A 26,281-nucleotide genomic window follows, 5' to 3' on the forward strand; every position below is an offset into this window, starting at 1 on the left:
GGATGCTGATCCTCGCGGCGACCCCGATCGGTAATCTCGGCGACGCGTCCCGTCGGCTGATCGAGGCCCTGGAGACCGTCCCCGTCGTCGCAGCCGAGGACACCCGCACGACGCAGCGGCTGCTGCAGGCGCTCGGCGTGAGCCACCGGCCGCGGCTGATCGCGCTGCACGACCACAACGAGAAGGCCCGTGCCGGCGAGCTCGTCGAACTCGCGCGCGAGCAGGACGTGCTGCTTCTGAGCGACGCGGGCATGCCGACCGTCAGCGACCCCGGCTACGGCGTCGTGGCGGCCGCTGCGGCGGCGGGCGTGGCGGTCACCGCGATTCCCGGGCCCAGCGCCGTGCTCACCGCGCTGGCGGTCTCGGGCCTGCCGACCGACCGGTTCACCTTCGAGGGCTTCGTTCCGAGGAAGTCCGGGGAGCGCCGGGCCGTCTTCGCGGCGCTGGCGGCGGAGCCCCGCACGATGGTCTTCTTCGACGCCCCCACCCGCGTCGGTGCGACCCTGGCCGATATGTCGGCGGTCTTCGGCGCCCCGCGTGCGGCCGCGGTGTGCCGCGAGCTCACGAAGCTCCACGAGGAAGTCGCGCGCGGCTCTCTCGCCGAGCTCGTCGCCTGGGCGCACGATGGAGTGCGCGGCGAGCTGGTCATCGTCGTCGCCGGCGCCGCGCCGCGGGCCGTGGCGTTCGACGACGCCGTCGCCCAGGTGGCCGACCTCGTGGCATCCGGCACCCGCCTCAAGGAGGCCGCCGGCGAGGTGGCGACCCTCACCGGCCACTCCTCGCGCGAGCTGTATCAGGCCGCCCTGGCCGCGCGGGCGGCCGGCGGCCGCGGCTGACCGCGCCGGAGCCGTCACATTCGCGCCGAGTGTGACAACGCACGCCCGTCGGCCACCGCCGCGGAGGGCACTCGTCACACGGGCGCGGGGGCGCCACCGGGTCGAACTAGAATCTCCAGGTGACTTCCGGCCGCAGCTTCTACATCACGACGCCGATCTACTACCCGAGCGACGTGCCCCACATCGGCCACGGCTACACCACCGTGGCGGTGGACACCCTCGCCCGCTGGCACCGCCAGTCGGGCGATGACACCTGGATGCTCACGGGCACCGACGAGCACGGCCAGAAGATGATGCGCGCGGCCAGCGCAAACGGCGTGACCCCGCAGGAGTGGGTGGACAAGCTCGTCACCGAGGCGTGGTTCCCGCTCCTGGAGAAGCTCGACGTCGCCAACGACGACTTCATCCGCACCACCCAGCCCCGCCACGAAGAGCGCGTGCAGGCGTTCGTGCAGGCCATCTACGACCGCGGCTACATCTACGCCGGCGAATACGAGGCGCTGTACTGCGTGGGCTGCGAGGAGTTCAAGCCGGAGTCGGAGATCGTCGACGGCACAGGCGCGTTCGAGGGCCTGAAGGTCTGCGCGATCCACTCCAAGCCGCTGGAGCTGCTGCAGGAGAAGAACTACTTCTTCAAGCTCAGCGAGTTCCAGGACAAGCTGCTCGACCTGTACACCGGCGTGCCGGACTTCCTGCGCCCCGAGTCGGCGAAGAACGAGGTCGTCTCGTTCGTGAAGAACGGGCTGAAGGACCTCTCCATCTCGCGCTCCGCCTTCGACTGGGGCATCACCGTGCCGTGGGACCCGGCGCACGTCATCTACGTGTGGGTCGATGCGCTGCTCAACTACGCCACCGCGATCGGCTACGGCACCGACCCGGAGCAGTTCGCGCGCCGCTGGCCCGCCTACCACGTGGTCGGCAAGGACATCTTGCGCTTCCACGCGGTGATCTGGCCGGCGATGCTGATGGCGGCCGGGCTCGAGGTGCCGCGCGGCGTCTTCGCGCACGGCTGGCTGCTGGTCGGCGGCGAGAAGATGTCGAAGTCCAAGCTCACCGGAATCGCCCCCACCGAGATCACCGACGTGTTCGGCTCGGACGCCTACCGCTTCTACTTCCTGTCGGCGATCGCGTTCGGACAGGACGGCTCGTTCTCGTGGGAGGACCTGTCGGCCCGCTACCAGGCCGAGCTCGCCAACGGCTTCGGCAACCTCGCCTCGCGCACCACCGCGATGATCGAGCGGTACTACGAGGGGATCGTTCCCACCCCCGCCGAGTACACCGAGGCCGACCTCGCGATCCGGAAGACGGTGGCGGATGCCGCGGCCGCGGCCGACGCGGCCATCGAGCGCTTCCGCATCGACGAGGCGATCTCCTCGATCTGGACGATCGTCGACGCGCTGAATCTGTACATCACCGAGAACGAGCCGTGGGCGCTCGCCAAGGACGAGACGCAGCGTGCCCGCCTGGGCACGGTGCTCTACACGGCCGCGGAGGGCCTGCGCGCGCTCGCGGTGCTGCTGTCGCCGGTCATGCCGGTCTCGACCGAGAAGCTCTGGGTCGCCCTCGGCGCCGCCGAGTCGCTCGGCCGGCTGCAGGACCAGCCGCTGCGCGAGGCCGGCGGCTGGGGCGTGCTCGCACCCGGCAGCTCCGTCACCGCGCTCGCGCCGCTGTTCCCGCGGGTGGAGCAGACCGTCTGATGTCCCACGCGCCGGTGCCGTACCCCGCCGAGGGGACCGACCCGTCGACCTACGTGCGCACGCGCGACAAGGGCAGCCGCGACGTGTCCTACCCCGCCGCGCCGGAACCCCTCGCGGTGCCGGTGTACGACAACCACGCGCACCTGGAGATCGAGGACGGCGTCGGGCTCTCGCTCGACGAGCAGCTCTCCCGCGCCGGCGAGGTCGGGGTGATCGGCGTCGTCCAGGCCGGTGGGGACATCGACTCGAGCCGCTGGTCGGCGTGGGCCGCGGCATCCCATCCCCGCGTGCTCGCGGCGGTCGCGATCCACCCGAACGAGGCTCCCGCGTACGCGGCGGCGGGCCGGCTCGACGAGGCGATCGCGGTGATCGACGAGCTCGCGGCGCAGTCGCGCGTGCGGGCGATCGGCGAGACGGGCCTGGACTTCTTCCGCACCGGCGCCGACGGACTGGCGGCGCAGTACGAGAGCTTCGAGGCGCACATCGCGCTCGCGAAGAAGCACGGCATCGCGATGCAGATCCACGATCGCGACGCGCACGACGAGGTGCTCGCGACGCTCGAGCGGGTGGGCGCGCCCGAGAAGACCGTGTTCCACTGCTTCTCGGGCGATGCCGAGATGGCGCGCATCGCGGGCGAGCGCGGCTACTGGCTCTCCTTCGCCGGAAACGTCACGTTCAAGAACGCGCAGAACCTGCGCGACGCGCTGGCGGTCATCCCGCGCGAGCGCATCCTCGTCGAGACCGACGCCCCGTTCCTCACGCCCACGCCGCACCGCGGTCGTCCGAACGCGCCCTACCTCATCCCGGTGACGGTGCGCTTCATGGCGGAGGAGCTCGGTCTCGATCCCGACGAACTGTGCGCGCAGATCGCCGCGAACACGCTCGAGGTCTACGGCGCGTTCGAGGACTGAGCCGTGTCCGACGACGAACGGTGGGATGTGACCGATGCGGCCGGCATCCCGACCGGACGCACGCATCGCCGCGGCGATCCCGACTTCCCCTCGGGGCTGTTCCACGTGGTCGCGTCGGTGTGCGTCGTGCGGCCGGACGGTCTCGTGCTGATGACCCGCCGGGCGGCTGTGAAGGACTGGGCGCTGTGCTGGGAGTTCCCGGCCGGATCGGCGCTGGCCGGCGAGTCCAGCGCCGAGGGCGCCGCGCGCGAACTGGCCGAGGAGACCGGCGTCGCCGTCGAGCCTGGCGCGCTGATCCCCGTCGGACGCGTCGTTGAGCCGACCGCGCTGTTCGACCTGTACGTCGTGCACCTCCCCGGTGACCCCGCGCTTGCGCTCGACCCCGACGAGGTGTGCGAGAGCGCGTGGGTCCCGCTCGCCGAGGCGATGCGGCGCAGTGCCGCCGGCGAGATGGCGGGACCTTGGGTGCCGCGGCTGGAGGTGCTGGGCGATCGGCTGACCGCTCTCGCTGCCGGCGTCTGATCTCGTGGGGCGCCTCCGGCCGTTTCGGGGGCGTGGATGCCGCGCCGAGCGCCCCACGAACCGCCGGCCTTGTGATCCGTGGGGCGCCTCCGGCCGTTTCGGGGGCGTGGATGCCGCGGCGAGCGCCCCACGAACCGCCCGCCTTCCGCGCGGGGACGGGTCAGTCGCGCAGGGGGATGCCGCCGTCGCCGGGCTCGGGCGCGGCATCCGTCGCCGCCGCCGCGTCGCCGCCGATGACGGGCTTGGCCGCGGCGATGTGCGAGATCGACCGCCACACGAGCAGCAGTGTGATCGCGGAGCCGACGAACGCGAACCACCAGGGCGCGGTGAGGCCCCAGATCTGGGCGATCACCCCGCCCAGGGCCTGCCCGATCACGAGCCCGCCGAACACGCCGACCATGTTGACCGAGGCGATGCGGCCCTGCAGCGGCAACGGCACGAGCCGCTGGCGCACCGTCGTGGAGATGGTGCCCCACACGAACGCGTACATGCCGAAGCCGAACATGATGACGAAGGCGACCCACTCGGTGGTGAGGAGGGCGAATGCGAGGTGCATGAGCACCTCCAGCGAGAGGCACACGCGCATGAGCGTCGCGAACGAGACGTGCCGCTCGAGCCACCCGAAGCTGCCGGTGCCGACCAGCCCGCCCAGCGCGGAGGCCGTCATCAGCGCGCCGTACCCGACGGCTCCCATGCCGAGGTGCTCGGTGGCGTACAGCACGAGCACGCCCCACGGTGCGGCCCAGGTGACGTTGAAGACCAGGATGATGATGATGAGCGTGCGCACGGGGGCGTTCCCAGCGAGCCAGCGCAGGCCCTCCCGGATGGCGTGGCCCTTCGATCCGCGCCCGTCGCCGGCATGCTCGGGTACCGGGGTGCGGGCGATCCGCGAGATGAGCAGCACCGCCAGCGAGACGCACAGCACCTGGAGCAGGAATGGCCAGAACGAGCCGACGGCGAACAGGAAGGCGCCCAGCGGCGGGCCCGCCAGCTGGTTGGCGACGAGGTAGCCGGCCTGCAGACGCGCGTTGCCGATGCCGAGGTCGACGGGCCGCACCAGCATGGGCAGCAGCGTGCTGCCGGCCGAATCGGCGAAGACCTCGGCCGTGCCGTAGAGGAAGGCGGCGACCAGCACCAGCCACACGTTCGCGTAGCCGGTGACGAGGAACCCCACCAGCACGAGCACGACCACGGCCCGCAGGGCGTTGGCGAGCATGACGAGGCGGCGGCGATCGTGATGGTCGGCCACGGCGCCGGCCAGCAGCCCGAACAGGAGCCACGGCAGGAACTGCATCACGGCGCCCGCCGCCACCAGGATCGGCGACGAGGTCAGCGACGCGATGAGCAGGGGCGCCGCTGCCAGCGCGATCCCGTCGCCGAGGTTGCTCGTCCACGACGAGGCCATGAGCCACCGGAAGTCGCGACCGAGACGGCGCGGCGCGACGAGCTCACCGAGAGAGGGCATCCCGCCAGCTTACGACGGGAGGATGCCGAACCCGCAGCCGCGCAGGCATGATCCGGCAGTGGGACGCGGGCCGGCTCAGCGCTTCTTGGCGGGGCGCGCGAAGAGGGTCTCGGTCTGTTCGAGCTCCATGCCCTTGGTCTCGGGGATGCGCAGCAGCACGAACACGAACGACAGGGCGGCGAACGTCGCGTACATGCCGTAGGTGAGCGGCAGCGACCAGCCGCTCATCACGGGGAAGGTCATCGTGATGAGGAAGTTCGCGATCCACTGGGCGCCGGCGGCCACGCCCAGTGCCTTGCCGCGGATGCGGCTCGGGAAGATCTCGCCGAGCAGCACCCACACCAGCGGACCCCACGAGGCGCCGAAGCCGATCACGAAGAGGTTCGCCGCGACGAGGGCGATCGGGCCCCACGGCGAGGGGAGGCTCACATCCTGTCCGGTGCCCTCGGCGAACAGGAACGAGATCGCCATGAGACCGAGCGAGACCGCCATCACGACCGACCCGGTCAGCAGGATCGGCTTTCGGCCCACCCGGTCGACGAGGAAGATCGCGACGAGGGTGACGAGCACGTTCGTCACGCTGGTGATGACGCTGATCAGCGGCGCGTTGGTCATGCCGACCGAGTTCCACAGGCTGGTCGAGTAGTAGAAGATCACGTTGATGCCGACGAACTGCTGGAACACCGACAGGATGATGCCGATCCACACGATGGGCTGCAGGCCGAGTGCCTTGCCGCGGATCGACACCCCGGCGTTCTTGCGGTCGGTCTCGATCGCCCGGGTGAGCTCGGTCATGGTCTTGTCGAGGTCGACCGGCGGCACGAGCTGGGCGAAGATCTCGCGCGCCTGATCGGCACGGCCCTGCGAGATGAGGAAGCGCGGGGATTCGGGGACGGTGAAGGAGAGGATGCCGTACACGGCCGCCGGGACGACGCCGACCAGGAACATCCAGCGCCAGGCCTCCAGACCCAGCCACAGCACATTGTCGGCGCCGCCTGCGATGCCCTCGAGGAGGGCGTCGCTGAGCAGAGCCGTGAAGATGCCGATGGTGATCGCCAGCTGCTGGAGCGAGGCGAGGCTGCCGCGGATCTGCTTCGGCGCGATCTCGGCGATGTAGGCGGGAGCCACCACCGAGGCGATGCCGATGCCGAGGCCGCCGATCACGCGCCACAGTGCGAGGTCCCACACGCTGAAGGCGAGGCCGGCGCCGATCGAGCTGAGGAAGAACATGATCGCGCCGAGGAACATGACCCGCAGGCGCCCCCACTTGTCGGCGAGGTTGCCGGCGAGCATGGCGCCTGCGGCGCAGCCGAGCAGGGCGATCGCGACGACGAAGCCCGTGACGAAGTCGTTGAGGGCGAAGTCGGTCTGGATCGACTCGACGGCGCCGTTGACGACCGAGGAGTCGAATCCGAACAGGAATCCGCCGACGGCCGCGGCCACCGAGAGGCCGATCGCACGGCGCCCGTAGGGGCTCTTCCAGGAGAAGGTGTCTGCGGGGATGCCGTGGCTGTCGTTCACTCTCGTCACATTAGCCACCGGGAACCCCGCGCGGCACTGGGTACAGTGATCGCATGTCCGTGTCTCTGCTCGGCGCCGCCGAGATCCGTGCGCTCGCCGCCGACCTCGACGTCACCCCGACCAAGAAGCTCGGCCAGAACTTCGTCGTCGATGCGAACACGGTGCGAAAGATCGTGCATGTCGCGGGCGTCGAGCCGGCCGACCGCGTGGTCGAGGTGGGGCCGGGTCTGGGGTCTCTGACGCTGGCGATCCTGGAGACCGGGGCGAGCGTGACGGCCGTGGAGATCGACCACCGGCTCGCCGGGCGGCTGCCGGCGACGGCGGCCGCCCACGGTGTGCCCGGCGACCGCCTCACCGTGGTCGATGCCGACGCGCTGAGCGTGCGCGATCTCCCGGGCGATCCGACGGTGCTGGTGGCCAACCTCCCCTACAACGTGAGCGTGCCCGTGCTGCTGCATTTCATGGAGACCTTCCCGGGTCTCCAGCGCGGCGTCGTGATGGTGCAGGCCGAGGTGGGGGAGCGTCTGGCCGCCCCGCCCGGCTCCAAGGTGTACGGTGCCCCGAGCGCGAAGGCCGCCTGGTACGGCCCATGGCGGCTGGCCGGCACCGTGTCCCGCCAGGTGTTCTGGCCGGTGCCGAACGTCGACAGCGTGCTGGTCGGCTTCACGCGCGACCCCGAGCCGCGCGGCGGGGAGGACCTCCGCCGGCGGACGTTCGCGATCGTCGACGCCGCGTTCCAGCAGCGCCGCAAGATGCTCCGTCAGGCGCTGGCCGCGGTGCTCGGCGGCAGTGCGGCCGATGCGACCGACGTGCTCGAGCGCGCCGGCGTTGCGGCCACTTCGCGCGGCGAGCAGCTGTCGATCGACGACTTCGTGCGCATCGCCCAGGTCGCCGGCTGACCGGCCTCCGTCCGCCGGAGACCGGCGGACGCGGCATCCCGACATGTGACGTTCGATGACCGTTCACCGTGGCGCACAGACGAGTCACGAAACATGCCTGTAACATTCGGGGAGCCTCGTCTCGACCGCGGGGCGGGGGAGAAGGACCGATGCGCACGGCCGAATATCCGGCACCCGAGCGGATCCTGCTGCACATCAGCGACACGCATCTGCGCGCCGCAGGCACCGCCAGGCTGTTCGACGCGGTCGACGGCGCGGCGTACCTCGAGCGCGCGCTCTCGGTGATCGCCGCGTCCGGAATCCAGCCCGACGCCGTCGTGTTCACGGGTGATCTCGCCGACCTCGGCGAGCCCGGCGCCTACGCGGCGCTGCGCGGCCTCGTCGAGCCTTTCGCGGCGGCCCTGGGTACACGGGTGTTCTGGGTGATGGGCAACCACGACGATCGTGCGGCCTTCCGCGCGGGCCTGCACGACGATCTCTCCGGCGACATGCGCCCCGTCGACCACGTCGACGAGCTCGACGGTCTGCGACTGATCACCCTCGACACGACGGTGCCCGGCGAGCACCACGGCGAGCTGCGCGACGAGCAACTCGAGTGGCTGGCCGACGTGCTGGCCACCCCCGCGCCGCTGGGAACGATCCTCGCGATGCACCACCCGCCCGTGCCGAGCGTGCTGCCCCTGGCGGCCAGCGTCGAGCTGCGCGACCAGCCGCGCCTGGCGCGGGTGCTGCGCGGAACCGACGTGCGCGCGATCATCGCCGGTCACCTGCATTACTCGACCTTCGCCACCTTCGCGGGCATCCCCGTCTCGGTCGCCTCCTCGACCTGTTACGCCCAGGACCTGACCGTGCCGGTCGGCGGCACGCGCCCGCAGGACGGCGCGCAGGCGTTCAACCTCGTGCACCTGTACGACGACACCGTGGTGCATTCGGTGGTGCCCGTTGACGCCCCGCGCACGCTCGAGTACATCGACCCTGCCGAGGCCCGGCGACGGCTGCGTGCGGCCGGAATCGCCGGCGGCGGCGTCAGCGCGCCCGCCCGGAGGGATGCGCCGACCGAGCCGATCGCTCTCGTGCGCTGAGCTCGTCGCGCTCCCACGGGGCGCGGATCGGGAACATGCGCTCGAGCGTGGCCCGGAGCGTGGTCACGCGCACATCCTCGGGCACCTCGGCGTTGCCGCCGTCGTTGAGGCAGAACATGTCGACGTCGCTGCGGGCGGCCAGCCGTTCCATCCGGCGCAGCCCCGCCGCCATCGTGGTCTGCACGTAGCGCACCCGCGGCTCGCGGGTCGCCACCGCCCGCCCCGTCATGAGGGCGTAGTAGTGGTAGAGGCTGTTGGTGACCGAGATGTCGGTGGCGGCGCGGAAGCGGGATGCCGCGGTGCGGGCGAAATCCTCGGGGAACGCCGCCTCGAGCTCGGCCATTACGCTGCGCCGCAGCGGCGTGGCGCAGTGCTCGAGGTCGCGTGCGATCGTGCGGCCGAAGCGCTCCGACAGCAGTGCCCGGTTCACCCGCAGCCCGTTGTCGTGGCCGCTGCGGTGCAGCTGCGGGGTTCCGGCGCCGATCCGCACGTCGCACTCGACGAACTTCGTGACACCCGCCGAGGAGAAGAACATCTCCGGCTCGGTGAGCCGCCCGAAGAACATGTCGTCGTTCGAGTACAGGAAGTGCTCGGCCAGGCCCGGGATGCGGTGCAGCTGCGCTTCGACGGCGTGCGAGTTGTGGGTGGGCAGCACCGACGGGTCGGCGAAGAACTCCTCGCTGCGCACGATCGTCACCTTCGGGTGATCGAGCAGCCACGCCGGGGCGGGTGAGTCGGTCGCGATGAAGATGCGCCGCACCCACGGGGCGTACATGTGCACGCTGCGCAGGGCGTAGCGCAGTTCATCGACGTGTCGATAGCGGGCCGGCCCGTCATCGCCCTCGCCGACCACGTACTCGGCGAGCTGGGCCGCCCGCTGACGCTGGAACTCGCTCGACGAGCCGTCCACCCATGAGAAGACGAGGTCGATCTCGTCGATCACCTCGTGCGGCTGCGGGTCGAACATGCCGGCGAACGTGCTCCAGCTGCGACCGTAGCGCTCGACCCGGACGTGCTCGAGATCGGCGACCGGGGTGATCCGGCGCAGCACGGCGTTGTCGCCGGGGGCCTGCGCGACCGCCTCGGCGGCGGCATCCACCCCCTCCTCGTGCGCGCCGAAGCGCCAGAACTCGACGACGGCGCCCAGCGGCGCGCCGTAGCGGAGGCTGCCGGAGCGGCTCACCCGCGGCCGGTACACCTTGATACGCGACGGCCCCGCGGCGAAGTCGGGAGCGTCGGCGGCCAGCACCGGAGGCACGCCTTTGGCTTTGACGTAGAGCGGGTCCTCGGCGCACACCGCCGCCAGGGCCTGGTGCGCGCGCGTGCGGTCGACCTCGTCGACGACCAGGGCGGGGATGGTGTGCGTGTGCCGGATGAGGATCACCGGCACGCCGGCGCCCTCCAGGACGTCGGCCACCAGGAGCAGGTCGCGCACGCGCGCCTCGTGCGGGGTCGTGTCGTCGTGGACCAGGTGCAGGATGCCCCGGTCGAGCACGACGTCGGGGCGCGAGAGCAGATCCGTCCAGGGACGGGCGGGTTGGGGAAGGGCGGTCAGTGCCACGGCGACCTCCAGATCGATTCCGCCACAGTAAGCACGGCCCGTTTCGCAGACGTTTCGGCGCGTGACCGTTCGATTGCGGGCTGCCGCGTGGTGGCCGCCGGTCGGGGGCTGCCGCGTGGTGGCCTGTGCGGCACCCGGCGGCGCCGATAGCCTGGACGCGTGAGTCAGGATCAGCCTTATCTGTCCCGCGGGGGAGATCTCCACCGCCCGTACGCCGCCGCCGACGACCGTTACGAGCTCGCGCGCTACCGCCGCGTCGGCACGTCGGGTCTGACCCTGCCGCCGGTCTCCCTCGGGCTGTGGTGGAACTTCGGCGACAACATCCCGTTCGACAACCAGCGCGCGCTGCTGCGTCACGCGTTCGACAGGGGGATCACGCACTTCGATCTCGCGAACAACTACGGGCCGCCCTACGGTTCCGCCGAGACCAACTTCGGCCGCATGATGCGCGAGGACTTCGCGCCCTATCGCGACGAGCTCATCCTCTCGTCCAAGGCCGGCTACGACATGTGGCACGGACCGTACGGCAACGGCGGCGCGCGCAAGTACCTGCTCGCCAGCGCCGAGCAGTCGCTGCGCCGGATGAGCGTCGACTACGTGGACATCTTCTACTCGCACCGCGTCGACCCCGACGTGCCGGTCGAGGAGACCGTGGCGGCCCTCGACACCCTGGTGCGCCAGGGCAAGGCGCTGTACGTCGGCATCTCCTCCTACAGCGCGGAGCGCACCGCCGTCGCCGCGGCCGTGGCCCGCTCGCTCGGGACGCCGCTGGTGATCCATCAGCCGGCGTACTCGATCCTCAACCGCTGGGTCGAGGACGGCCTGACCGGGCTCCTCGACCAGGAGGGGATGGGCGCCATCGCCTTCACGCCGCTCGCGCAGGGACTGCTGACCGACAAGTACCTCGGCGGAGGGCGGGCCGATCGTGCGCAGAAGCGCTCCTCGATGCCGGATGCCACGCTCAGTGAGAAGGGGCTGGCGACGCTGCGCGGCCTCGACGTCATCGCCCAGGAGCGGGGCCAGTCGCTCGCCCAAATGGCGATCCAGTGGGTGCTCCGCAACCCCGTGGTCGCATCGGCGCTGATCGGCGCCTCACGCCCGGCCCAGCTCGACGAGAACCTCGCCGCCCTGGACGGGCCGGGATTCACGACCGAGGAGCTCGAGCGCATCGACGCCCTCTCGGACGGCATCGATGTCGACTTGTGGGCGGAATCGGCCACGTCGTGACGGCACCCCTGACAGCCGAGCGCGTGCACGTGCGCGCTCCGGGCAAGCTCAACCTCTTCTTCGAGGTGGGGCCGCTGGCTGACGACGGGTACCACGACGTCGCGTCGGCCTACCAGGCCGTCTCCCTCTACGAGGACGTCTGGGCCGAGCCGGCCCTGGAGTTCACGATCTCGGTCTCCGGCACGGTGGATGTCGCCTCCGTGCCCGAGGATGACCGCAACCTCGCCCTGCGGGCGGCCCGCCTGGTCGCCGCCGAGATCGGGCACCCGGGCGGTGTGCACCTCGAGATCGTCAAGCACGTGCCGGTGGCCGGAGGCATGGGCGGCGGGTCCGCCGACGCCGCGGCCGCGCTGGTGGCCTGCGACGCGCTGTGGGGTGCGGAACTGGGCATGCATCGGCTGCAGCGACTGGCCGCGCGGCTCGGCGCCGACGTGCCCTTCGCCCTCCTGGGCGGCACCGCCATCGGCACCGGGCGCGGCGACGAGCTCAGCCCGGCGTTGGCCAAGGGTCGTTTCGACTGGGTGATCCTCACCAGCGCCGAGGGCCTGTCGACGCCCGAGGTGTACGGACATCTCGACGCCCTGCGCTCCCGGCCCGACATCCGACCCGCTCCGCGCGTGCCGGAGGTCGACCCGCGGGTGCTGCAGGCGCTGCGCGCGGCCGACCCCGGTCTGCTCGCCGAGCACATGCGCAACGACCTGCAGGCTGCGACGCTGTCGCTGCGTCCGGCCCTGCGCGAGGCACTGGAGGAGGGGGAGCGCTCGGGGGCGTTGGCGGGCATCGTGTCGGGGTCGGGGCCGACGCTGGCATTCCTGGCCGGCACTCCCGAAGGCGCGCTCGACCTGCAGGTGCAGCTCTCGGCCGCCGGCTATACGGCCCTCCACGTGCACGGCCCCGTGCCCGGCGCCCGCGTCGTGCGCGCGGCCTGACCGTGGCCGAACGACCGCAGATCGAGGAAGGCATCACGATCATGTACGACACCGTTCCCGCCCAGGCAGGGTTCGCCGCGCTCGCCGCCGCCTGGCTCGACGGCACGGCCGACCCGGTCTCACGCGACCGTCTGGCCGCCGGCGGCCTCGACCTGCGCGTGGAGGACCGGACCGATGCCCAGGGGTACGCCGCGTGGCTCCAGGTCGCCGCGCGCGGATTCCTGGACGGGGAGCGCACGCAGGAGCAGGTGGATGCCGCCTTCGAGCGCTCCGGGTACCGTCGGCGCTCGGCGGTGTACGACCCCGCCGCGGCGATGCCGGAGGCGCCGGTGGCGACGATCGCCTCGTGGATCGGCGGACTCACGGTGCCGGGCGGGCGCGCGGTGCCGTCCTGCGCGGTCTCGGCCGTGACCGTCTCACCGACCCACCGTCGGCGGGGCATCGCGCGGGCTCTGCTGGAGGGCGAGCTGCGGGCCGCGGCCGCGGCGGGGGTGCCGCTGGCGATGCTCACCGTGAGCGAGTCGACGCTCTACGGCCGGTACGGGTTCGCCCCCGCCGCGCTCAGCGCGTCCTGGCGCATCGACACCAAACGGGCCAGGTGGGCGGGTCCGCAGCCCGAGGGGCGGGTGGACTTCGTCCCGCGGGCGCGGCTGCGGGAGCTCGCACCCGCGCTGCACGAGCGGGTCCGACTCTCCCGGCCCGGCGAGATCGACGTGCCGGCCGGTCACTGGGACGGCATGGCGGGCACCCTGCCGGGCGCGAAGGATCCGGGACGCACGCGCGCGATCCAATACGCCGACGCGGGCGGAGAGGTGCGCGGGGTCGCCCTCTACTCGGTCCACGGCAACGACGACGACTTCACGAAGGCCTCCGTGACGATCGGCTACCTGCTCGCCGAGACCGATGACGCGTATGCGGCGCTGTGGCGTTTCTTCGTCGAGATGGACCTCGTCGCGCAGGTGCGCGCCGACGAGCAGTCGGTCGACGAGCCGCTGCGGTGGATGATCGACGACCAACGGGCTGCGGTGGTCACGATCGCCGACCACCAGTACGTGCGCGTGCTCGACGTTCCCGCCGCGCTCACCGCGCGCTCCTACGGCGCGCCGGGCACCTTGGCGCTGCAGGTGGAGGATCCCCTCGGCATCGCGGGCGGCGAGTTCCTGATCGAGGTCGATGCGCAGGGGGCGGCCGAGGTGCACGCGGGGACGGCGGGCGATGCCCGAGCGGGTGCTGTTCCGGTCGCACTGGGAATCGCCGAGCTTTCCGCGATGTATCTCGGCGGCGTCTCCGCAATCGCGCTCGCCGCAGCGGGACGCATCCGCACGCCCGACCCGGCCGCGGTGGCACGCGTGTTCGGCTGGCACCAGGTGCCGCGGCTGAGCATCTGGTACTGACCGGGGGCGCGACCATAGCCCACTCCTCGCCGGAGGGCAACGGTCCGCGTCGATCGGCCCCCGCGTCGGCGCCCTCCGGTAGCGTGAAAGCCACGTGCAACCGCCGGGAGTGATGTCGTGATCGAGTTCGACCAGGTGAGCAAGACGTTCCCCGATGGCACGCGCGCCGTCGACGAGTTCGACCTCGTGGCCCCCGCGCACTCGACCACCGTCTTCGTGGGCTCCTCCGGCTGCGGCAAGACCACGCTGCTGCGCATGATCAACCGCATGGTCGAGCCGACCGCCGGCGTGATCCGCATCGACGGCGACGACATCGCCGCCCGCGATGCCGTGCGGCTGCGCCGCAGCATCGGCTACGTGATGCAGAACGCCGGTCTCCTGCCGCACTTCACGGTCGTCGACAACATCGCCACGGTGCCCGTGCTGACCGGTGCCACGCGGCGGGCTGCGCGCGCGCGGGCGCTGGAGCTCATGGACACCGTGGGGCTCGACCACGGCATGGCCGATCGGTATCCGAGCCAGCTCTCCGGCGGGCAGCAGCAGAGGGTCGGGGTGGCCCGGGGGCTGGCCGCCGATCCGAACATCCTGCTCATGGACGAGCCCTTCGGCGCGGTCGACCCGATCGTTCGCGCGGAGCTGCAGCAGGAGCTCCTGCGCATCCAGCGCGAGGTGGCGAAGACCATCGTGTTCGTCACCCACGACATCGACGAGGCCTTCCTCCTGGGTGATCAGGTCGTCATCCTCGAGAAGGGCGCGCGAGTCGCCCAGCGCGGCGCGCCCGACGAGATCATCGAGAACCCCGCGGGGGAGTTCGTCGCCACGTTCATCGGCGCCGACAAGGGCAAGCGCGCGCTCGGTCTCAAGCGCACCGAGCACGGCACGATCGTCGTCGACGCCGACGGGCGCGCCCAGGGTGCGCTCGTGCTCGATGACGCCGACATCACCGAAGGCGCCGCCGGCCGATGAGCTGGGTCCTCAACAACCTCGGGCTGATCGGGGGCCTCACCCTCGACCACCTCCGGCAGAGCCTCATTCCGATCGTCCTCGGGCTGGTCCTGTCGATCCCTCTCGGATGGGTCGCGTGGCGCTACCGGCTGGTGCGCAGTGGCATCATCACCCTGACCGGGCTGCTGTACACGATCCCCTCGATCGCGCTGCTGATCCTGCTTCCGACAGTGTTCGGCTACAGCGCGCTCAGCGAGACGAACCTCATCGTCGCGCTCACGATCTACGCGGTGGCGATCCTGGTGCGCTCGGTGGCCGACGGGCTCGACTCGGTCGACCCCGCGGTCCGGCAGGCGTCGACCGCCCTCGGGTACGGCGCGCTCCGACGGTTCTTCGCCGTCGATCTGCCGCTGGCGGGGCCGGTGATCCTCGCGGGGCTGCGCGTGACCGCTGCGAGCACGGTGTCGTTGGCCACGGTGGGCATCCTCGTCGGCGTGATCAATCTCGGCTACCTCTTCACGAACGGGCTGCAGCGCCGCATCATCCCGGAAGTGCTCGCCGGCGTGCTGGTGGTCATGCTGCTCGCACTGCTGATCGATCTGATGCTCGTGGGCGCCGGGCGGCTGCTCATGCCCTGGACGCGCCGGGTGCGCGCCCCCCGAGCGGCGCGGGCGGCGATCGCAGCGGAGGCGGCCGCATGAACTTCCTCATCGACGCGTTCGCGTGGATCGCCGATCCGGCGCGCTGGAGCGGACCGAACTCGATCCCGGTCGCTCTGCTCGAGCAGCTCCTCTACACCGCCGTCGCGGTCGTCATCGCCGGGCTCATCGCGATCCCCATCGGCTGGATGATCGGCCACACCGGTCGGGGGCGCGAGGTCGCCGTCGCCGTGTCCGGCGCAGCGCGGGCGGTCCCGTCGTTCGGCCTCCTGATCCTGCTCGTGCTCATCTTCGGCGTGCTGCACAAGCCCGAGGCGGCGATCGTCACGTTCGTGATCCTCGCCATCCCCTCGCTTCTCGCGGGCGCCTACACCGGGTTCGAGGCGATCGACCGGCGGGTCATCGACGCCGCCCGGTCGATGGGCATGACCGAGCGCGAGATCCTCTGGCGCGTCGAGGTGCCGCTCGGCATGCCTCTGCTGGTGGGCGGAATCCGCGCGGCGACGCTGCAGGTCGTGGCGACGGTGACCATCGCCGCCTACGTGAATCTCGGCGGGCTCGGCCAGTACATCATCACCGGCCTCCAGCTCCAGCAGCTCGATGTCGTCGTCGGCGGCGCGATCCTCGTCGCGGGGCTGGCACTCGTGCTCGACGGGCTGTTCGCCATCCTCCAGCACGCCGTCGTCCCCCGGGGCGTGCGGGTCGGCCAGATCGATCCGTCCGCCTCCGATCGCGTCCGCGCGCCGCGCGCGGCATCCGTCCCTTCACCGACCTGACATCGAACCGCCCCTGCAATCCCGCATGAACCCCTCCTGCAATCCCACACCGAGAGAAGAGAGACCCATGTTCGCAGCACGATCCCGCCGCGCCCTCGCCGCGGTCGCCCTGGCGGCCGGCGCCGCCCTCGCCCTCGCCGCCTGCTCGTCCGAGAGCCCCCTCGACACCCCCGACGACAGCGCTCCGGCGGCGAGCGGAGACACCATCGTCGTCGGCTCGCAGGCGTACTACTCGAACGAGATCATCGCCGAGATCTACGCCCAGGCGCTCGAGAACGCCGGTTTCGACGTCGAGCGTCAGTTCAACATCGGCCAGCGCGACGCCTACATCCCCGCGCTCGAGGCCGGTGAGGTGCAGCTGTTCCCCGAGTACAGCGGCAACCTGCTGCAGTTCTTCGACGCCGAGACCGAGGCGCGCACCGCCGACGACGTCTACGCCGCCCTGCCCGACGCGCTCCCGGAGGGACTGGTCGTGCTCGACCAGTCGACCGCGACCGATCAGGACTCCTACACGGTCACGGCGGCGTTCGCCGAGGAGAACGGCCTCGCCTCGATCGCCGATCTCGCGGGCGTCGACGAGCCTCTGACGCTCGGCGGCCCGCCGGAGCTCGCCGAGCGGCCGTACGGCCCCACCGGCCTCGCCGACACGTATGGCGTCGAGGTCGAATTCTCGGCGACCGGTGACACGACCGTCGAAGACCTCGTGGCCGGAACCGTGAATGTGGCGAACGTGTTCACGGCCGACCCGCGCATCCAGACGCAGGACCTGGTCGTGCTCGAAGACCCGGAGGGTCTGTTCCTGGCCTCCAACGTCGTTCCCGTCGCCAGCGCGGACATCGCCGACGAGATCGCCGACGTCATCAACGCCGTGAGCGCGGCCCTCACGCCGGAGGGCCTGGTCGCCCTCAACGTGCAGAGCACCGAGGAGGAGATGTCGTCGGCCGACATCGCTGCCCAGTGGCTCGAGGAGAACGGCCTCTAGCAGACGGCATCGGGCCGGTGGGCGTCGCTGTGCGATGTGCCCACCGGCCCGATGCGTCGGCGCGCTCAGCCGCCGAACAGCGACGCCAGGAATCCGCGGCGCGGTGCCGCCTCCTCCTCGTGGCCCTGGCAGCGGGCGCTGCGCGGGACGCCGGCCAGCGCCTCCTCGACGTGCTGGCCGCACCCGGCCCAGGTCGCCTTGCCGCACGTCTTGCACGTGATCTGCCTGCACATATGGATGGTCCTCTCGGTGGGGGGTCGTCGCCGTCAGGCGAGGGAGAGGAAGAGCTTCTCGAGCTCTTCCGTGGTCAGTCCCTCGGCGGCTTCGGCCGCCTCGGGGTCGACGACGCAGTCGCGCATCGCCGTGGAGATGATCGCGAATCCGGCGCGGTCGAGGGCGCTGGTGACGGCGGCGAGCTGGGTCACCACGTCGCGGCACGAGCCACCGGCCTCCATGGCGGTGATGACCCCCGCCAGCTGGCCCTGCGCACGGCGCAGCCGGTTGAGGATCTTCTTCCTCGTTGCGGCCTGCTCCTCGGGGGTTCCGGTGATCATCATGCGAAGGCTCCTTCGGTCGTGAGAACGCGCTCGATGTCGGCACCGTACCAATGCCGGAGCGTCTGGATGCCGCCCGACAGCGAGGCGGAGTCGAAGCCGTTTCCGACGAGGATGCGGTGGGCGATGTTCGCCCGCACTCCGGCCGCGCACAGAACCCGCACCGGCCGCCCCGCGGAGGCCTCCCGCACCTCGTCGATGCGCTCGCGCAGCTCGGTGTGGGCGATGTTGAGTGCGTTCGGCAGATGCCCGGCCGCGAATTCGCGCGGGGTGCGCACGTCGAGGATCAGGGCGCTGCCGGACACCTCCTCGAGATCTGCGGCGTACCACAGCGACAGGCGCCCGTTGAGGACGTTCTCGGCGACCATTCCGACGAGGTTGACCGCGTCCTTCGCGTTTCCGTACGGCGGCGCGTAGGCGAGGTCGAGGTCGATGAGGTCGGTGGCGAGCAGCCCGCCGCGCATCGCGGTGGCGATCACGTCGATGCGCTTGTCGACGCCCTCGCCGCCGACGGCCTGGGCGCCCAGCAGGCGTCCATCGGCCGCGATGTGCACGACGAGGTGGATGGAGGACGCGCCGGGGAAGTAGCCCGCGTGCTGATTCGGATGGAGGTGGAGCGTGCGGAAGGGGATGCCGGCGGCCTCCAGCGCTACCCGGTTCGCGCCGGTCATGGCCGCGGTCAGGCCGCCGACCCGCACGATCGCGGTTCCGAGGGGCTGAGTGATGCGGCGTCCGGAGCCCGAGCCGAAGACGTCGTCCGCGATGAGCCGGCCGGCGCGATTGGCGGGGCCTGCCAGGGCGACCGGGCGCACCGTGCCGGTGATCGCGTCGGCCGAGGCGGTCGCATCGCCCGCGGCCCAGACGCCGTCAGCCGAGGTGCGACCGCGGTCGTCGACGATGATCGCGCCGCGCACCGTCTCGATGCCCGCGTCGACGGCGATCCGGGTGTCGGGGCGCACGCCGACCGACAGCACGATCAGATCGGCGGCCAGGCGCGTGCCGTCGGCCAGAACGACCGTGTCGGCGTCGGCGTCGTGCTCCACGGCGGAGGCGCCGATGCCGTCGATCACCCGGATGCCGAGGCCCTGCAGCTCTTCGGTGACGAGGGTCGCCAGTTCCTGCTCGAGCGGCGGCAGCACGTGCGGCGCCAGCTCCACGACCGCGACGTCGAGGCCCGCGTGGCGAAGCGCTTCGGCGGCCTCCAGCCCGATGAAGCCGGCTCCCAGCACGACGGCGCGTCGCGCACCCTGGGTCACCCGCTGCCGCAGGTCGACGGCATCGCCCACGGTGCGCAGCGTCCGCACCCGCGGCGAGTCGATTCCGGGCAACGGCGGCACGAGGGCTGAGGCGCCGGGCGCCAGCACGAGCGCGTCATAGGAGAGCTCTTCGATGCCGTCGGGGCCGGCGACGGTCACCGTGCGGGCCGCGGTGTCGATCGCGGTGGCCTCGTGGTGCAGGCGCACGTCGAGATTCAGCGCGGCGCGCAGCGAGGCCGGGGTGTGCAGGAGCAGGTCGTTCGCATCGGCGATCTCACCGCTGACGTGGTAGGGCAGCCCGCAGTTGGCGAACGAGACCTCCGAGCCGCGCTCGAGCACGATGATCTCGGCGCTCTCGTCGTGCCGGCGGGCGCGCGCAGCGGCACTCATGCCGGCGGCCACGCCTCCCACGATGATCAGTCTCATGACTCCTCCTCGCACCCGGGGCTGGTATACCCTCGGGGGTATTGATCCGATGTCCTGAACTATACCCCTAGGGGTATCCAAGACGCAAATCGTCGGGAGGGAGCGGCGGATGCGCCTAGCCTGGAGAGGTCATGGCGCATCTGCTCGGGGCTGAGGCCCTCCACCTGGAATTCCCCACCAAGGTCGTCTTCGACGGCGTCTCTCTCGGCGTCGACGAGGGCGATCGCATCGGCATCGTCGGCCGCAACGGCGACGGGAAGTCGAGCCTGCTCGCCATGCTCGCCGGGCGCCTGCAGCCCGACGCGGGCAGGGTCACCGTGCGCGGCGGGGTGCGGGTGGGGGTGCTCGACCAGGGCGACACGCTCGACGACAGCCACACGGTCGCCCAGGCGGTCGTGGGCACTCGCCTCGCGCACGAGTGGGCGGGCGACCCGCGCACGCGCGACGTGATCGCGGGGCTTCTGAGCGGCATCCCGTGGGACGGCCCCGTGCAGGGGCTGTCGGGCGGTCAGCGTCGCCGCGTGGCGCTGGCGGCACTGCTCACGGGCGACCACGATGTCATCTTCCTCGACGAGCCGACGAACCACCTCGACGTCGAGGCGATCTCGTGGCTGGCCGATCACCTCAAGCGCCGCTGGTCGGCGAACCAGGGCGGACTGCTGGTCGTCACCCACGACCGGTGGTTCCTCGACGAGGTGTGCACGCGCACGTGGGAGGTGCATGACCGCATCGTCGAGCCCTTCGACGGCGGCTACGCGGCCTACATCCTGCAGCGCGTCGAGCGCGACCGGCAGGCCGCCGCCATCGAGGCGCGGCGTCAGAACCTCGCCCGCAAGGAGCTCGCGTGGCTGCGCCGGGGCGCCCCCGCGCGCACGTCGAAGCCGAAGTTCCGCATCGATGCGGCCAACGCGCTGATCGCCGACGTGCCGGAGATCCGCGATCGCACCGAACTCCAGTCGCTGGCCGTGGCTCGCCTCGGCAAGGACGTGGTCGACCTCCTCGACGCCGCCGTCTCCTACCCCGACCCGCAGACCGGAACCCCCCGTGAGGTGCTGCACCCCGTCGAATGGCGCATCGCACCGGGGGAGCGCACCGGCATCCTCGGGGTCAACGGCGCCGGCAAGTCGACGCTGCTCGGCCTGGTCTCGGGCGAGGTCTCACCGACGTCGGGCCGGGTCAAGCGCGGCACGACCGTCAAGGTCGCCACCCTCACCCAGCGCCTCGACGAGCTCGACGAGCACCTGGCCGACCCGGTCCGCATCGTCATCTCGCGCCTGCGCACGACCTACACGTTCGGCACCGGCTCGCGAGCGCAGGAGCTGACCCCCGGCCAGCTGCTCGAGCGGATGGGGTTCGCCAGCGCCCAGCTCTCGACGCCGGTCAAGGACCTCTCCGGCGGCCAGAAGCGGCGGCTGCAGCTCCTGCTGATCCTCCTCGAGCAGCCCAACGTGCTCATCCTCGACGAGCCCACCAACGATCTCGACACCGACATGCTCGCCGCCATCGAGGATCTCCTGGACTCCTGGCCGGGAACGCTCCTGGTCGTCTCGCACGACCGCTATTTCCTCGAGCGCGTCACCGATCAGCAGTACGCGATCCTCGGGGGGCACCTGCGCCACCTTCCCGGCGGCGTCGACGAATACCTGCGCCTGCGGGCGCGGGCGCTGGGCGACGCATCCACGACCGCATCCACGACCGCATCCACGCCCGCATCCGCTGCCGCCCCACCCGCGGCATCCACCGCCCCTGCGGGTCTGACCGGGGCAGCGCTGCGCACCGCGCAGAAGGAGATCGCCGCGCTCGAGCGGCGGCTGGAGAAGCTGGAGGCGCAGATCGGCGCGGCCCGCACGGCACTGGCCGACCACGACCAGGCCGACTACGTCGGGCTCGGCGCCGAGATGGCGCGCATCGGCGAGCTCGAGGCCGAGCGCGACGCGGTCGAGGAGAGCTGGTTCACCCTCACGGAGGAGATCGGCTGACCCGGCCCCGGGTGCGGGGCGGTCAGCCGCCGAAGCCGAGGCTGAGCTTGCGCAGCAGCGCTGCCAGCCGCTCCCGGTCGGCGCGCGAGAGGCTGGCCAGCAGCGCCGCCTCGGCGTCGACGAGTCGGGTGATGGCGGCATCCACGCGCACCCTGCCGTCCTCGGTGAGGGTCACCAGCACGCTGCGCCCGTCGCCCGGATCCGCCTCGCGGCGAACGAGCCGGCGGCCGACCAGCCGGTCGATGCGGTTGGTCATCGTGCCGCTCGAGACGAGGGTCTGCAGCAGCAGCTGCTTGGGGCTCAGCTGGAAGGGCTCTCCGGCCCGCCGCAGCGCCGACAGCACATCCCATTCCCACGGTTCCAGCTCGCTGCGCCGGAACGCGTCGCGCCGCGCGCGATCGAGGTGACGCGAGAGCCGATCGACGCGCGAGAGCACCTCCAGCGGGGAGAAGTCGAGGTCGGGACGCTGGGTGCCCCACGCGCCGACGATCCGGTCGACCTCATCCGACTCCTGCGCCATCCGACCATTATCGGGCGCTGCCACAGATTCCTGAGCGCAGCCGCGCAGCATCCCGCCCGATCGACTGGCAGACTTGTCGGGTGCGTGCTCCGACGGGGCGCGCGGTCCGCCGTGGTGTAATGGCAGCACGACAGCCTTTGGAGCTGTGAGGTCCAGGTTCGAGTCCTGGCGGCGGAGCATGACACAGAACACCGACTCCGCGCTGGCCGTCATCATCCTCGCTGCGGGGCAGGGCACGCGCATGAAGTCGTCGCTGCCGAAGGTCCTGCACCACATCGGCGGGCGCCCGCTGGTCGGCCATGTGCTCGCGACGGCGCGTGCGCTGGGGCCCGAGCGCATGGCGGTCGTGGTGCGCCACGAGCGCGACCTCGTGGCGGCGGCCGTCGTGGATGCGGTGCCCGAGGCGGTCGTCGTCGACCAGGACGAGATCCCCGGCACCGGTCGCGCCGTCGAAGTCGCCCTCGAGGCCCTCGACGGATTCGCCGGCGATGTGCTGGTGCTCAGCGGCGACGTGCCGCTGCTGGAGGCCGAGACCCTCGCCGGGCTCGTCGGCGCGCACCGCGACAGCGGCGCGGCCGCCACGGTCCTCAGCGCCACCCTCGACGATGCCACCGGCTACGGCCGGGTGATCCGGGATGCCGCGGGCGGCGTCGTGCGGATCGTCGAGCAGAAGGACGCCACCGCCGAGGAGGCCGCGGTCACCGAGATCAACGCCGGCGTCTACGTCTTCCGCGCGGGGGAGCTGCGCACCCAGCTGGCCCAGGTGGGCACCGCCAACGCCCAGGGCGAGAAGTACCTCACCGACGTGATCGGGCTCCTGCGCGAGGCGGCGCTGCCGGTCGCGGCCGCCGGCGCGCCCGATGCGGATGCCGCGCTCGGCGTCAACGACCGGGTGCAGCTGTCGGAGGCCGCGCGGCTGCTCAACGCCCGCACAGTGCGGCGCTGGCAGCTGGCGGGTGCCTCGATCCTGGACCCCGCGACGACGTGGATCGACGTCACCGCGACCCTCGCCCCCGACGTGACGGTCCTCCCCGGAACGCACATCCTGCGTGCGACCGTGATCGACGAGGGCGCGGTGGTCGGACCCGACACGAGTCTGGTGGACTGCGAGGTCGGCGCAGGCGCGACGGTCACGCGCACCGACGCGACCCTCGCCGTGATCGGGGCGGGTGCCACCGTGGGCCCGTTCGCGTACCTGCGTCCGGGCACGGTGCTCGGTGCGAAGGGCAAGATCGGCACGTTCGTCGAGACCAAGAACTCGACGATCGGCGACCGCAGCAAGGTGCCGCACCTGTCGTACATCGGCGACACGACGATCGGCACGGGCGTCAACCTCGGCGCGGGCGCGATCACCGCCAACTACGACGACATCGCCAAGCACCGCACCGAGATCGGCGACGAGGTGCACACCGGCTCGCACAACGTCTTCGTCGCTCCCGTTAGGATCGGTGATGGCGCGAAGACCGGCGCGGGGGCGGTCATCCGCAAGGATGTTCCCGCCGGTGCACTGGCATTGAGCGTCGCCCCTCAGCGCAACGTCGAGGGGTGGGTCGAGAAGAACCGACCGGGTACCGGGGCCGCGGATGTCGCGGCCAAGGCTCGGTCCGCACAGAAGGCGGACGATGGGGCGCAAGAAGAAGACTGAGCTCGACCGCGACAACGACATCGCACCCGGGCTGGTCGCGAAGACCAAGAAGCGGCTGGTCGTCGCGCGAGGGAGCTCCCATCCGGAGCTGGCGGCGGAAGTGGCCGCACAGCTGGGCACCGAGCTCGTGCCCACCGAGTACCGCACGTTCGCGTCGGGGGAGATCCTCACGCGCTTCGAGGTCTCGGTGCGCGGCTGCGATCTGTTCCTCATCCAGAGCTTCGGTCCGCCGGTGAACGAGTGGCTCATGGAGACGCTCATCATGCTCGACGCCGCCAAGCGCGCGTCCGCCAAGCGCATCACCGTCGTGGCGCCCTACTACCCGTATTCGCGCCAGGACAAGAAGGGTCGCGGTCGTGAGCCGATCAGCGCGCGTCTGGTCTCCGATCTGCTCAAGACCGCCGGCGCCGACCGCGTCATGAGCGTCGACCTGCACGCGGCGCAGATCCAGGGCTTCTTCGACGGCCCCGTCGACCACCTGTTCGCCAAGCCCGTGCTGCTGGAGTACTTCCAGCGCACCCTCAGCCCCGCAGACCGCGACCTGCTCACGGTCGTCTCGCCCGACACCGGCCGTGTGCGCGTCGCCGACACCTGGTCGGACAGCCTCGGGGCGCCGCTGGCGATCATCCACAAGCGCCGCGACCCGAACGTGGCCAATCAGGTCACCGTGAACGAGATCGTCGGTGACGTCGAGGGCCGCGTGTGCCTCCTCGTCGACGACATGATCGACACCGGCGGCACCATCGTGAAGGCGGCCGAGGCCCTCAAGGCCAACGGCGCCGTGAAGGTCATCGTCGCCGCGACCCACCCCGTCTTCAGCGACCCGGCGTCCCAGCGCCTGCAGAGCGCCGCCATCGACGAGGTCGTCGTCACCGACACGATCCCACTGCCCGACGAGAAGAAGTTCCCTTCACTGACGGTGCTGCCGATCGCTCCGCTGCTGGCGCGCGCGATCCACGAGGTCTTCGAGGACGGCTCGGTCACGAGCATGTTCGACGGCGCTGCTTGAGTCGGCGGGCCGCCCGTGTCGGGCGGCCCTCTTGGCTGATTCATAGGCGATTCCTGCACGATGGCGCACAGCCACGGCCACAGTGGACGCATCCCCGTCGAACGGACGGGCTGAAGGAGAGGACCACGATGATCCGCAGCACCGCAGCACCCCGTCCTGTTCGCGTCGGGGCCGCCGTCCTCGGTGTCGCCGGAGTCTTCGCGCTCGCCGGCTGTGCCGGCGCGGCCGCAGAGCAGGACACCGAGGACAGCACGGGAGCGAGCACGGACTCGGGCGCCGATGCGGGCACTGCGTCGACCGGTGCCTACGCCGACGGCACCTACACCGCCGAGGGGTCGTACGCGACGCCGGAGTCGGTCGAGACGATTTCGGTGACCGTGACCCTCGAAGCTGACGTCATCACCGCCGTCGAGGTCACCGGGGATCCGCAGAAGCGGGAATCCCAGCAGTATCAGGGCCAGTTCATCGGCGGCATCTCGGATGCCGTCGTCGGCCAGGACATCGACGAGATCTCGGTCTCCCGCGTGGCGGGCTCGTCGCTGACCAGCGGCGGCTTCAACGAGGCGATCGCGACGATCAAGGCCGAAGCGGCGGCGTGACGATGACCGCGCCGGCCGCCGTGTGGCGGTTCGACGCGATCGGCACGGCGTGGGAGGTCGAGACCTCCCCCGCTCTGGACGCGCGCGCGCGGGCCCGGGTGACGGCGCTCATCGAGCGGTTCGATGCGGCGTGGTCGCGCTTCCGCGGCGACTCCACGGTGCGGCGGCTCGCCGAGGCGGGGGGCACGGCACCCGAGCCGCCCGACGCGGCGGCGATGCTCGAGGCGTTCGGGGCGCTGTCGACGGCGACCGCCGGGGCGGTGAGCCCGCTCGTCGGCGGTGCGCTGGAGGCGCGCGGCTACGACCCCGACTACGCCCTCGTCGATCGTGGCCCGGTTCCGGCGCCCCGCGACTGGCGCTCGCTGCTGCACTGGGGCGGGGGCCTGCTGCGGCTGGACGCGCCGGCCGTCATCGACGTGGGCGCCCTCGGCAAAGGACGGCTCGTCGACCTGGTGCTCGCCGAGGTGATCGGCGCCATCGGCGCACACCCGGCGGTGATCGACGCCGGCGGAGACATCGCCGTGCGCGGCATCCCGCAGCGCATCGGTCTGGAGCACCCCTACGACACCCGTCGCGCGATCGGGGTGTGGGAGGTGCGGGATGCCGCGCTGTGCGCGTCGGCGGTGAACCGCCGCGCGTGGGGCGACGGGCTCCACCACGTGCTCGACGCGCGCACGGGGGAGCCCGTGCGCGCGGTCGCCGCGACGTGGGCGGTCGCCGACACCGCGATGCGGGCGGATGCGATCGCCACCGCCCTGTTCTTCGACGGCGGCGAGGCACTCGCCCATGAGTGGGGCGTGTCGTGGGTGCGCATGCTCACCGATGGGCGGGTCGAATGGTCGCCGGGCTGCACGGCCGACCTGTTCACGGGACGATAGCGTGGAGCA

At 71.5% G+C, this 26,281-nt stretch carries 25 protein-coding genes and 1 tRNA gene; 19 read left to right on the top strand and 7 right to left on the bottom strand.

The annotated features are described in order from the left end of the window. The first annotated feature begins 2 nt into the window (after nucleotides 1-2). The 4 genes from rsmI to HQM25_RS06170 all read left to right on the top strand — a co-directional run bounded on the left by rsmI (nucleotide 3) and on the right by HQM25_RS06170 (nucleotide 3,966). The gene (gene rsmI / locus HQM25_RS06155; protein ID WP_172989440.1) at nucleotides 3-836 is read left to right on the top strand and encodes a 16S rRNA (cytidine(1402)-2'-O)-methyltransferase; all 834 of its coding nucleotides are present in this window, start codon (nucleotides 3-5) and stop codon (nucleotides 834-836) included. Between the two features lie 119 nt (nucleotides 837-955). After that, a complete protein-coding gene (gene metG, locus HQM25_RS06160) occupies nucleotides 956-2,533 on the top strand; it encodes a methionine--tRNA ligase (protein ID WP_172989441.1) in 1,578 nt (525 codons plus the stop codon). Then, the gene (locus HQM25_RS06165; protein WP_172989442.1) at nucleotides 2,533-3,444 is read left to right on the top strand and encodes a TatD family hydrolase; all 912 of its coding nucleotides are present in this window, start codon (nucleotides 2,533-2,535) and stop codon (nucleotides 3,442-3,444) included. The genes metG and HQM25_RS06165 overlap by 1 nt, the downstream gene beginning before the upstream one ends. 3 nt (nucleotides 3,445-3,447) lie before the next feature. Then, nucleotides 3,448-3,966 carry an NUDIX hydrolase gene (locus HQM25_RS06170; protein WP_172989443.1) on the top strand — a complete coding sequence of 173 codons (519 nt, stop codon included), beginning with the start codon at nucleotides 3,448-3,450 and terminating at the stop codon, nucleotides 3,964-3,966. A gap of 160 nt (nucleotides 3,967-4,126) precedes the next feature. Here the strand turns inward: HQM25_RS06170 and HQM25_RS06175 are convergent, their stop codons facing one another. Together HQM25_RS06175 and HQM25_RS06180 are read right to left on the bottom strand one after the other, a co-directional pair. Continuing rightward, a complete protein-coding gene (locus HQM25_RS06175; RefSeq protein ID WP_172989444.1) occupies nucleotides 4,127-5,431 on the bottom strand; it encodes an MFS transporter in 1,305 nt (434 codons plus the stop codon). A gap of 75 nt (nucleotides 5,432-5,506) precedes the next feature. Continuing rightward, a complete protein-coding gene (locus tag HQM25_RS06180) occupies nucleotides 5,507-6,952 on the bottom strand; it encodes a sugar porter family MFS transporter (protein ID WP_172989445.1) in 1,446 nt (481 codons plus the stop codon). Between the two features lie 53 nt (nucleotides 6,953-7,005). Here HQM25_RS06180 and rsmA point away from each other — a divergent pair, with 53 nt between their 5' ends. Together rsmA and HQM25_RS06190 are read left to right on the top strand one after the other, a co-directional pair. Beyond that, nucleotides 7,006-7,851 carry a 16S rRNA (adenine(1518)-N(6)/adenine(1519)-N(6))-dimethyltransferase RsmA gene (gene rsmA, locus HQM25_RS06185; protein ID WP_172989446.1) on the top strand — a complete coding sequence of 282 codons (846 nt, stop codon included), beginning with the start codon at nucleotides 7,006-7,008 and terminating at the stop codon, nucleotides 7,849-7,851. Between the two features lie 149 nt (nucleotides 7,852-8,000). Then, nucleotides 8,001-8,933: a phosphodiesterase gene (locus HQM25_RS06190; RefSeq protein WP_172989447.1), complete on the top strand. Its 933-nt coding sequence runs from the start codon at nucleotides 8,001-8,003 to the stop codon at nucleotides 8,931-8,933. Here HQM25_RS06190 and HQM25_RS06195 read toward each other — a convergent pair. Next, nucleotides 8,878-10,494, bottom strand: coding sequence for a stealth conserved region 3 domain-containing protein (locus tag HQM25_RS06195; protein WP_172989448.1), 1,617 nt, complete (start codon nucleotides 10,492-10,494; stop codon nucleotides 8,878-8,880). The two genes, HQM25_RS06190 and HQM25_RS06195, sit on opposite strands and share 56 nt — an antisense overlap. A gap of 159 nt (nucleotides 10,495-10,653) precedes the next feature. On the opposite strand from HQM25_RS06195, the gene HQM25_RS06200 reads away from it, so the two are divergent. The 7 genes from HQM25_RS06200 (at nucleotide 10,654) to HQM25_RS06230 (ending at nucleotide 17,406) form a co-directional block, all read left to right on the top strand. Continuing rightward, nucleotides 10,654-11,721 (top strand): aldo/keto reductase, encoded by a 1,068-nt coding sequence (locus tag HQM25_RS06200; protein WP_302182843.1) that lies wholly within the window; start codon nucleotides 10,654-10,656, stop codon nucleotides 11,719-11,721. Continuing rightward, nucleotides 11,718-12,650 carry a 4-(cytidine 5'-diphospho)-2-C-methyl-D-erythritol kinase gene (locus HQM25_RS06205; protein ID WP_172989449.1) on the top strand — a complete coding sequence of 311 codons (933 nt, stop codon included), beginning with the start codon at nucleotides 11,718-11,720 and terminating at the stop codon, nucleotides 12,648-12,650. The genes HQM25_RS06200 and HQM25_RS06205 overlap by 4 nt, the downstream gene beginning before the upstream one ends. Before the next feature lie 2 nt (nucleotides 12,651-12,652). Continuing rightward, nucleotides 12,653-14,044, top strand: a complete 1,392-nt coding sequence (locus HQM25_RS06210) for a GNAT family N-acetyltransferase (RefSeq protein ID WP_254359576.1) — start codon at nucleotides 12,653-12,655, stop codon at nucleotides 14,042-14,044. Nucleotides 14,045-14,161: 117 nt separating this feature from the next. Beyond that, on the top strand, nucleotides 14,162-15,010 hold the full coding sequence (locus HQM25_RS06215; protein ID WP_172989450.1) for an ABC transporter ATP-binding protein: 849 nt from the start codon (nucleotides 14,162-14,164) through the stop codon (nucleotides 15,008-15,010). After that, nucleotides 15,007-15,690: an ABC transporter permease gene (locus tag HQM25_RS06220; RefSeq protein WP_172989451.1), complete on the top strand. Its 684-nt coding sequence runs from the start codon at nucleotides 15,007-15,009 to the stop codon at nucleotides 15,688-15,690. Before HQM25_RS06215 ends, HQM25_RS06220 begins: the two co-directional genes overlap by 4 nt. Next, nucleotides 15,687-16,424, top strand: coding sequence for an ABC transporter permease (locus tag HQM25_RS06225; RefSeq protein ID WP_172989452.1), 738 nt, complete (start codon nucleotides 15,687-15,689; stop codon nucleotides 16,422-16,424). Before HQM25_RS06220 ends, HQM25_RS06225 begins: the two co-directional genes overlap by 4 nt. A gap of 67 nt (nucleotides 16,425-16,491) precedes the next feature. Then, nucleotides 16,492-17,406, top strand: a complete 915-nt coding sequence (locus HQM25_RS06230) for an ABC transporter substrate-binding protein (RefSeq protein ID WP_172989453.1) — start codon at nucleotides 16,492-16,494, stop codon at nucleotides 17,404-17,406. Nucleotides 17,407-17,471: 65 nt separating this feature from the next. On the opposite strand, the gene HQM25_RS06235 is transcribed toward HQM25_RS06230, so the two are convergent. From HQM25_RS06235 to HQM25_RS06245, 3 genes are read right to left on the bottom strand one after another with little or no spacing between them, the layout of a single operon-like run. Then, nucleotides 17,472-17,639 (bottom strand): hypothetical protein, encoded by a 168-nt coding sequence (locus HQM25_RS06235; protein ID WP_172989454.1) that lies wholly within the window; start codon nucleotides 17,637-17,639, stop codon nucleotides 17,472-17,474. A 33-nt stretch (nucleotides 17,640-17,672) separates the two neighbouring features. Next, complete coding sequence (locus tag HQM25_RS06240; RefSeq protein ID WP_172989455.1) at nucleotides 17,673-17,963, bottom strand: metal-sensitive transcriptional regulator; 291 nt, start codon at nucleotides 17,961-17,963, stop codon at nucleotides 17,673-17,675. After that, on the bottom strand, nucleotides 17,960-19,642 hold the full coding sequence (locus HQM25_RS06245; protein ID WP_172989456.1) for an FAD-dependent oxidoreductase: 1,683 nt from the start codon (nucleotides 19,640-19,642) through the stop codon (nucleotides 17,960-17,962). Before HQM25_RS06245 ends, HQM25_RS06240 begins: the two co-directional genes overlap by 4 nt. A 131-nt stretch (nucleotides 19,643-19,773) precedes the next feature. Between HQM25_RS06245 and HQM25_RS06250 the strand changes: the two genes are divergently transcribed. After that, nucleotides 19,774-21,621, top strand: coding sequence for an ABC-F family ATP-binding cassette domain-containing protein (locus HQM25_RS06250; protein ID WP_172989457.1), 1,848 nt, complete (start codon nucleotides 19,774-19,776; stop codon nucleotides 21,619-21,621). Between the two features lie 22 nt (nucleotides 21,622-21,643). Here HQM25_RS06250 and HQM25_RS06255 read toward each other — a convergent pair whose 3' ends face one another. Then, on the bottom strand, nucleotides 21,644-22,141 hold the full coding sequence (locus tag HQM25_RS06255) for a MarR family winged helix-turn-helix transcriptional regulator (protein WP_172989458.1): 498 nt from the start codon (nucleotides 22,139-22,141) through the stop codon (nucleotides 21,644-21,646). 105 nt (nucleotides 22,142-22,246) lie between these two features. Between HQM25_RS06255 and HQM25_RS06260 the strand changes: the two genes are divergently transcribed. The 5 genes from HQM25_RS06260 (at nucleotide 22,247) to HQM25_RS06280 (ending at nucleotide 26,272) form a co-directional block, all read left to right on the top strand. Further along, nucleotides 22,247-22,318: transfer RNA gene (locus HQM25_RS06260), tRNA-Gln, on the top strand. Nucleotide 22,319: 1 nt separating this feature from the next. Next, a complete protein-coding gene (gene glmU / locus HQM25_RS06265) occupies nucleotides 22,320-23,786 on the top strand; it encodes a bifunctional UDP-N-acetylglucosamine diphosphorylase/glucosamine-1-phosphate N-acetyltransferase GlmU (RefSeq protein WP_172989459.1) in 1,467 nt (488 codons plus the stop codon). Further along, nucleotides 23,764-24,795: a ribose-phosphate diphosphokinase gene (locus HQM25_RS06270; RefSeq protein WP_172989460.1), complete on the top strand. Its 1,032-nt coding sequence runs from the start codon at nucleotides 23,764-23,766 to the stop codon at nucleotides 24,793-24,795. The genes glmU and HQM25_RS06270 overlap by 23 nt, the downstream gene beginning before the upstream one ends. Before the next feature lie 128 nt (nucleotides 24,796-24,923). Continuing rightward, nucleotides 24,924-25,394 carry an FMN-binding protein gene (locus HQM25_RS06275; RefSeq protein WP_172989461.1) on the top strand — a complete coding sequence of 157 codons (471 nt, stop codon included), beginning with the start codon at nucleotides 24,924-24,926 and terminating at the stop codon, nucleotides 25,392-25,394. A 2-nt stretch (nucleotides 25,395-25,396) separates the two neighbouring features. After that, complete coding sequence (locus HQM25_RS06280; protein ID WP_172989462.1) at nucleotides 25,397-26,272, top strand: FAD:protein FMN transferase; 876 nt, start codon at nucleotides 25,397-25,399, stop codon at nucleotides 26,270-26,272. Nucleotides 26,273-26,281 lie beyond the last annotated feature (9 nt).

This window comes from Microbacterium hominis, assembly GCF_013282805.1.
In the GTDB taxonomy this organism is placed as follows: Bacteria; Actinomycetota; Actinomycetes; order Actinomycetales; family Microbacteriaceae; genus Microbacterium; species Microbacterium hominis_B.

Excerpts from the sequence above, each read along its gene's own strand:
- HQM25_RS06225 (WP_172989452.1), top strand. The coding sequence starts at position 15,687 with ATGAACTTCCTCATCGACGCGTTCGCGTGGATCGCCGATCCGGCGCGC.
- HQM25_RS06220 (WP_172989451.1), top strand. The coding sequence starts at position 15,007 with ATGAGCTGGGTCCTCAACAACCTCGGGCTGATCGGGGGCCTCACCCTC.
- HQM25_RS06190 (WP_172989447.1), top strand. The coding sequence starts at position 8,001 with ATGCGCACGGCCGAATATCCGGCACCCGAGCGGATCCTGCTGCACATC.
- HQM25_RS06230 (WP_172989453.1), top strand. The coding sequence starts at position 16,492 with ATGTTCGCAGCACGATCCCGCCGCGCCCTCGCCGCGGTCGCCCTGGCG.
- HQM25_RS06255 (WP_172989458.1), bottom strand. The coding sequence starts at position 22,141 with ATGGCGCAGGAGTCGGATGAGGTCGACCGGATCGTCGGCGCGTGGGGC.
- HQM25_RS06250 (WP_172989457.1), top strand. The coding sequence starts at position 19,774 with ATGGCGCATCTGCTCGGGGCTGAGGCCCTCCACCTGGAATTCCCCACC.
- HQM25_RS06245 (WP_172989456.1), bottom strand. The coding sequence starts at position 19,642 with ATGAGACTGATCATCGTGGGAGGCGTGGCCGCCGGCATGAGTGCCGCT.
- rsmA (WP_172989446.1), top strand. The coding sequence starts at position 7,006 with ATGTCCGTGTCTCTGCTCGGCGCCGCCGAGATCCGTGCGCTCGCCGCC.
- glmU (WP_172989459.1), top strand. The coding sequence starts at position 22,320 with ATGACACAGAACACCGACTCCGCGCTGGCCGTCATCATCCTCGCTGCG.
- HQM25_RS06175 (WP_172989444.1), bottom strand. The coding sequence starts at position 5,431 with ATGCCCTCTCTCGGTGAGCTCGTCGCGCCGCGCCGTCTCGGTCGCGAC.
- HQM25_RS06240 (WP_172989455.1), bottom strand. The coding sequence starts at position 17,963 with ATGATGATCACCGGAACCCCCGAGGAGCAGGCCGCAACGAGGAAGAAG.
- HQM25_RS06280 (WP_172989462.1), top strand. The coding sequence starts at position 25,397 with ATGACCGCGCCGGCCGCCGTGTGGCGGTTCGACGCGATCGGCACGGCG.
- HQM25_RS06235 (WP_172989454.1), bottom strand. The coding sequence starts at position 17,639 with ATGTGCAGGCAGATCACGTGCAAGACGTGCGGCAAGGCGACCTGGGCC.
- rsmI (WP_172989440.1), top strand. The coding sequence starts at position 3 with ATGCTGATCCTCGCGGCGACCCCGATCGGTAATCTCGGCGACGCGTCC.
- HQM25_RS06275 (WP_172989461.1), top strand. The coding sequence starts at position 24,924 with ATGATCCGCAGCACCGCAGCACCCCGTCCTGTTCGCGTCGGGGCCGCC.
- HQM25_RS06270 (WP_172989460.1), top strand. The coding sequence starts at position 23,764 with ATGGGGCGCAAGAAGAAGACTGAGCTCGACCGCGACAACGACATCGCA.
- HQM25_RS06165 (WP_172989442.1), top strand. The coding sequence starts at position 2,533 with ATGTCCCACGCGCCGGTGCCGTACCCCGCCGAGGGGACCGACCCGTCG.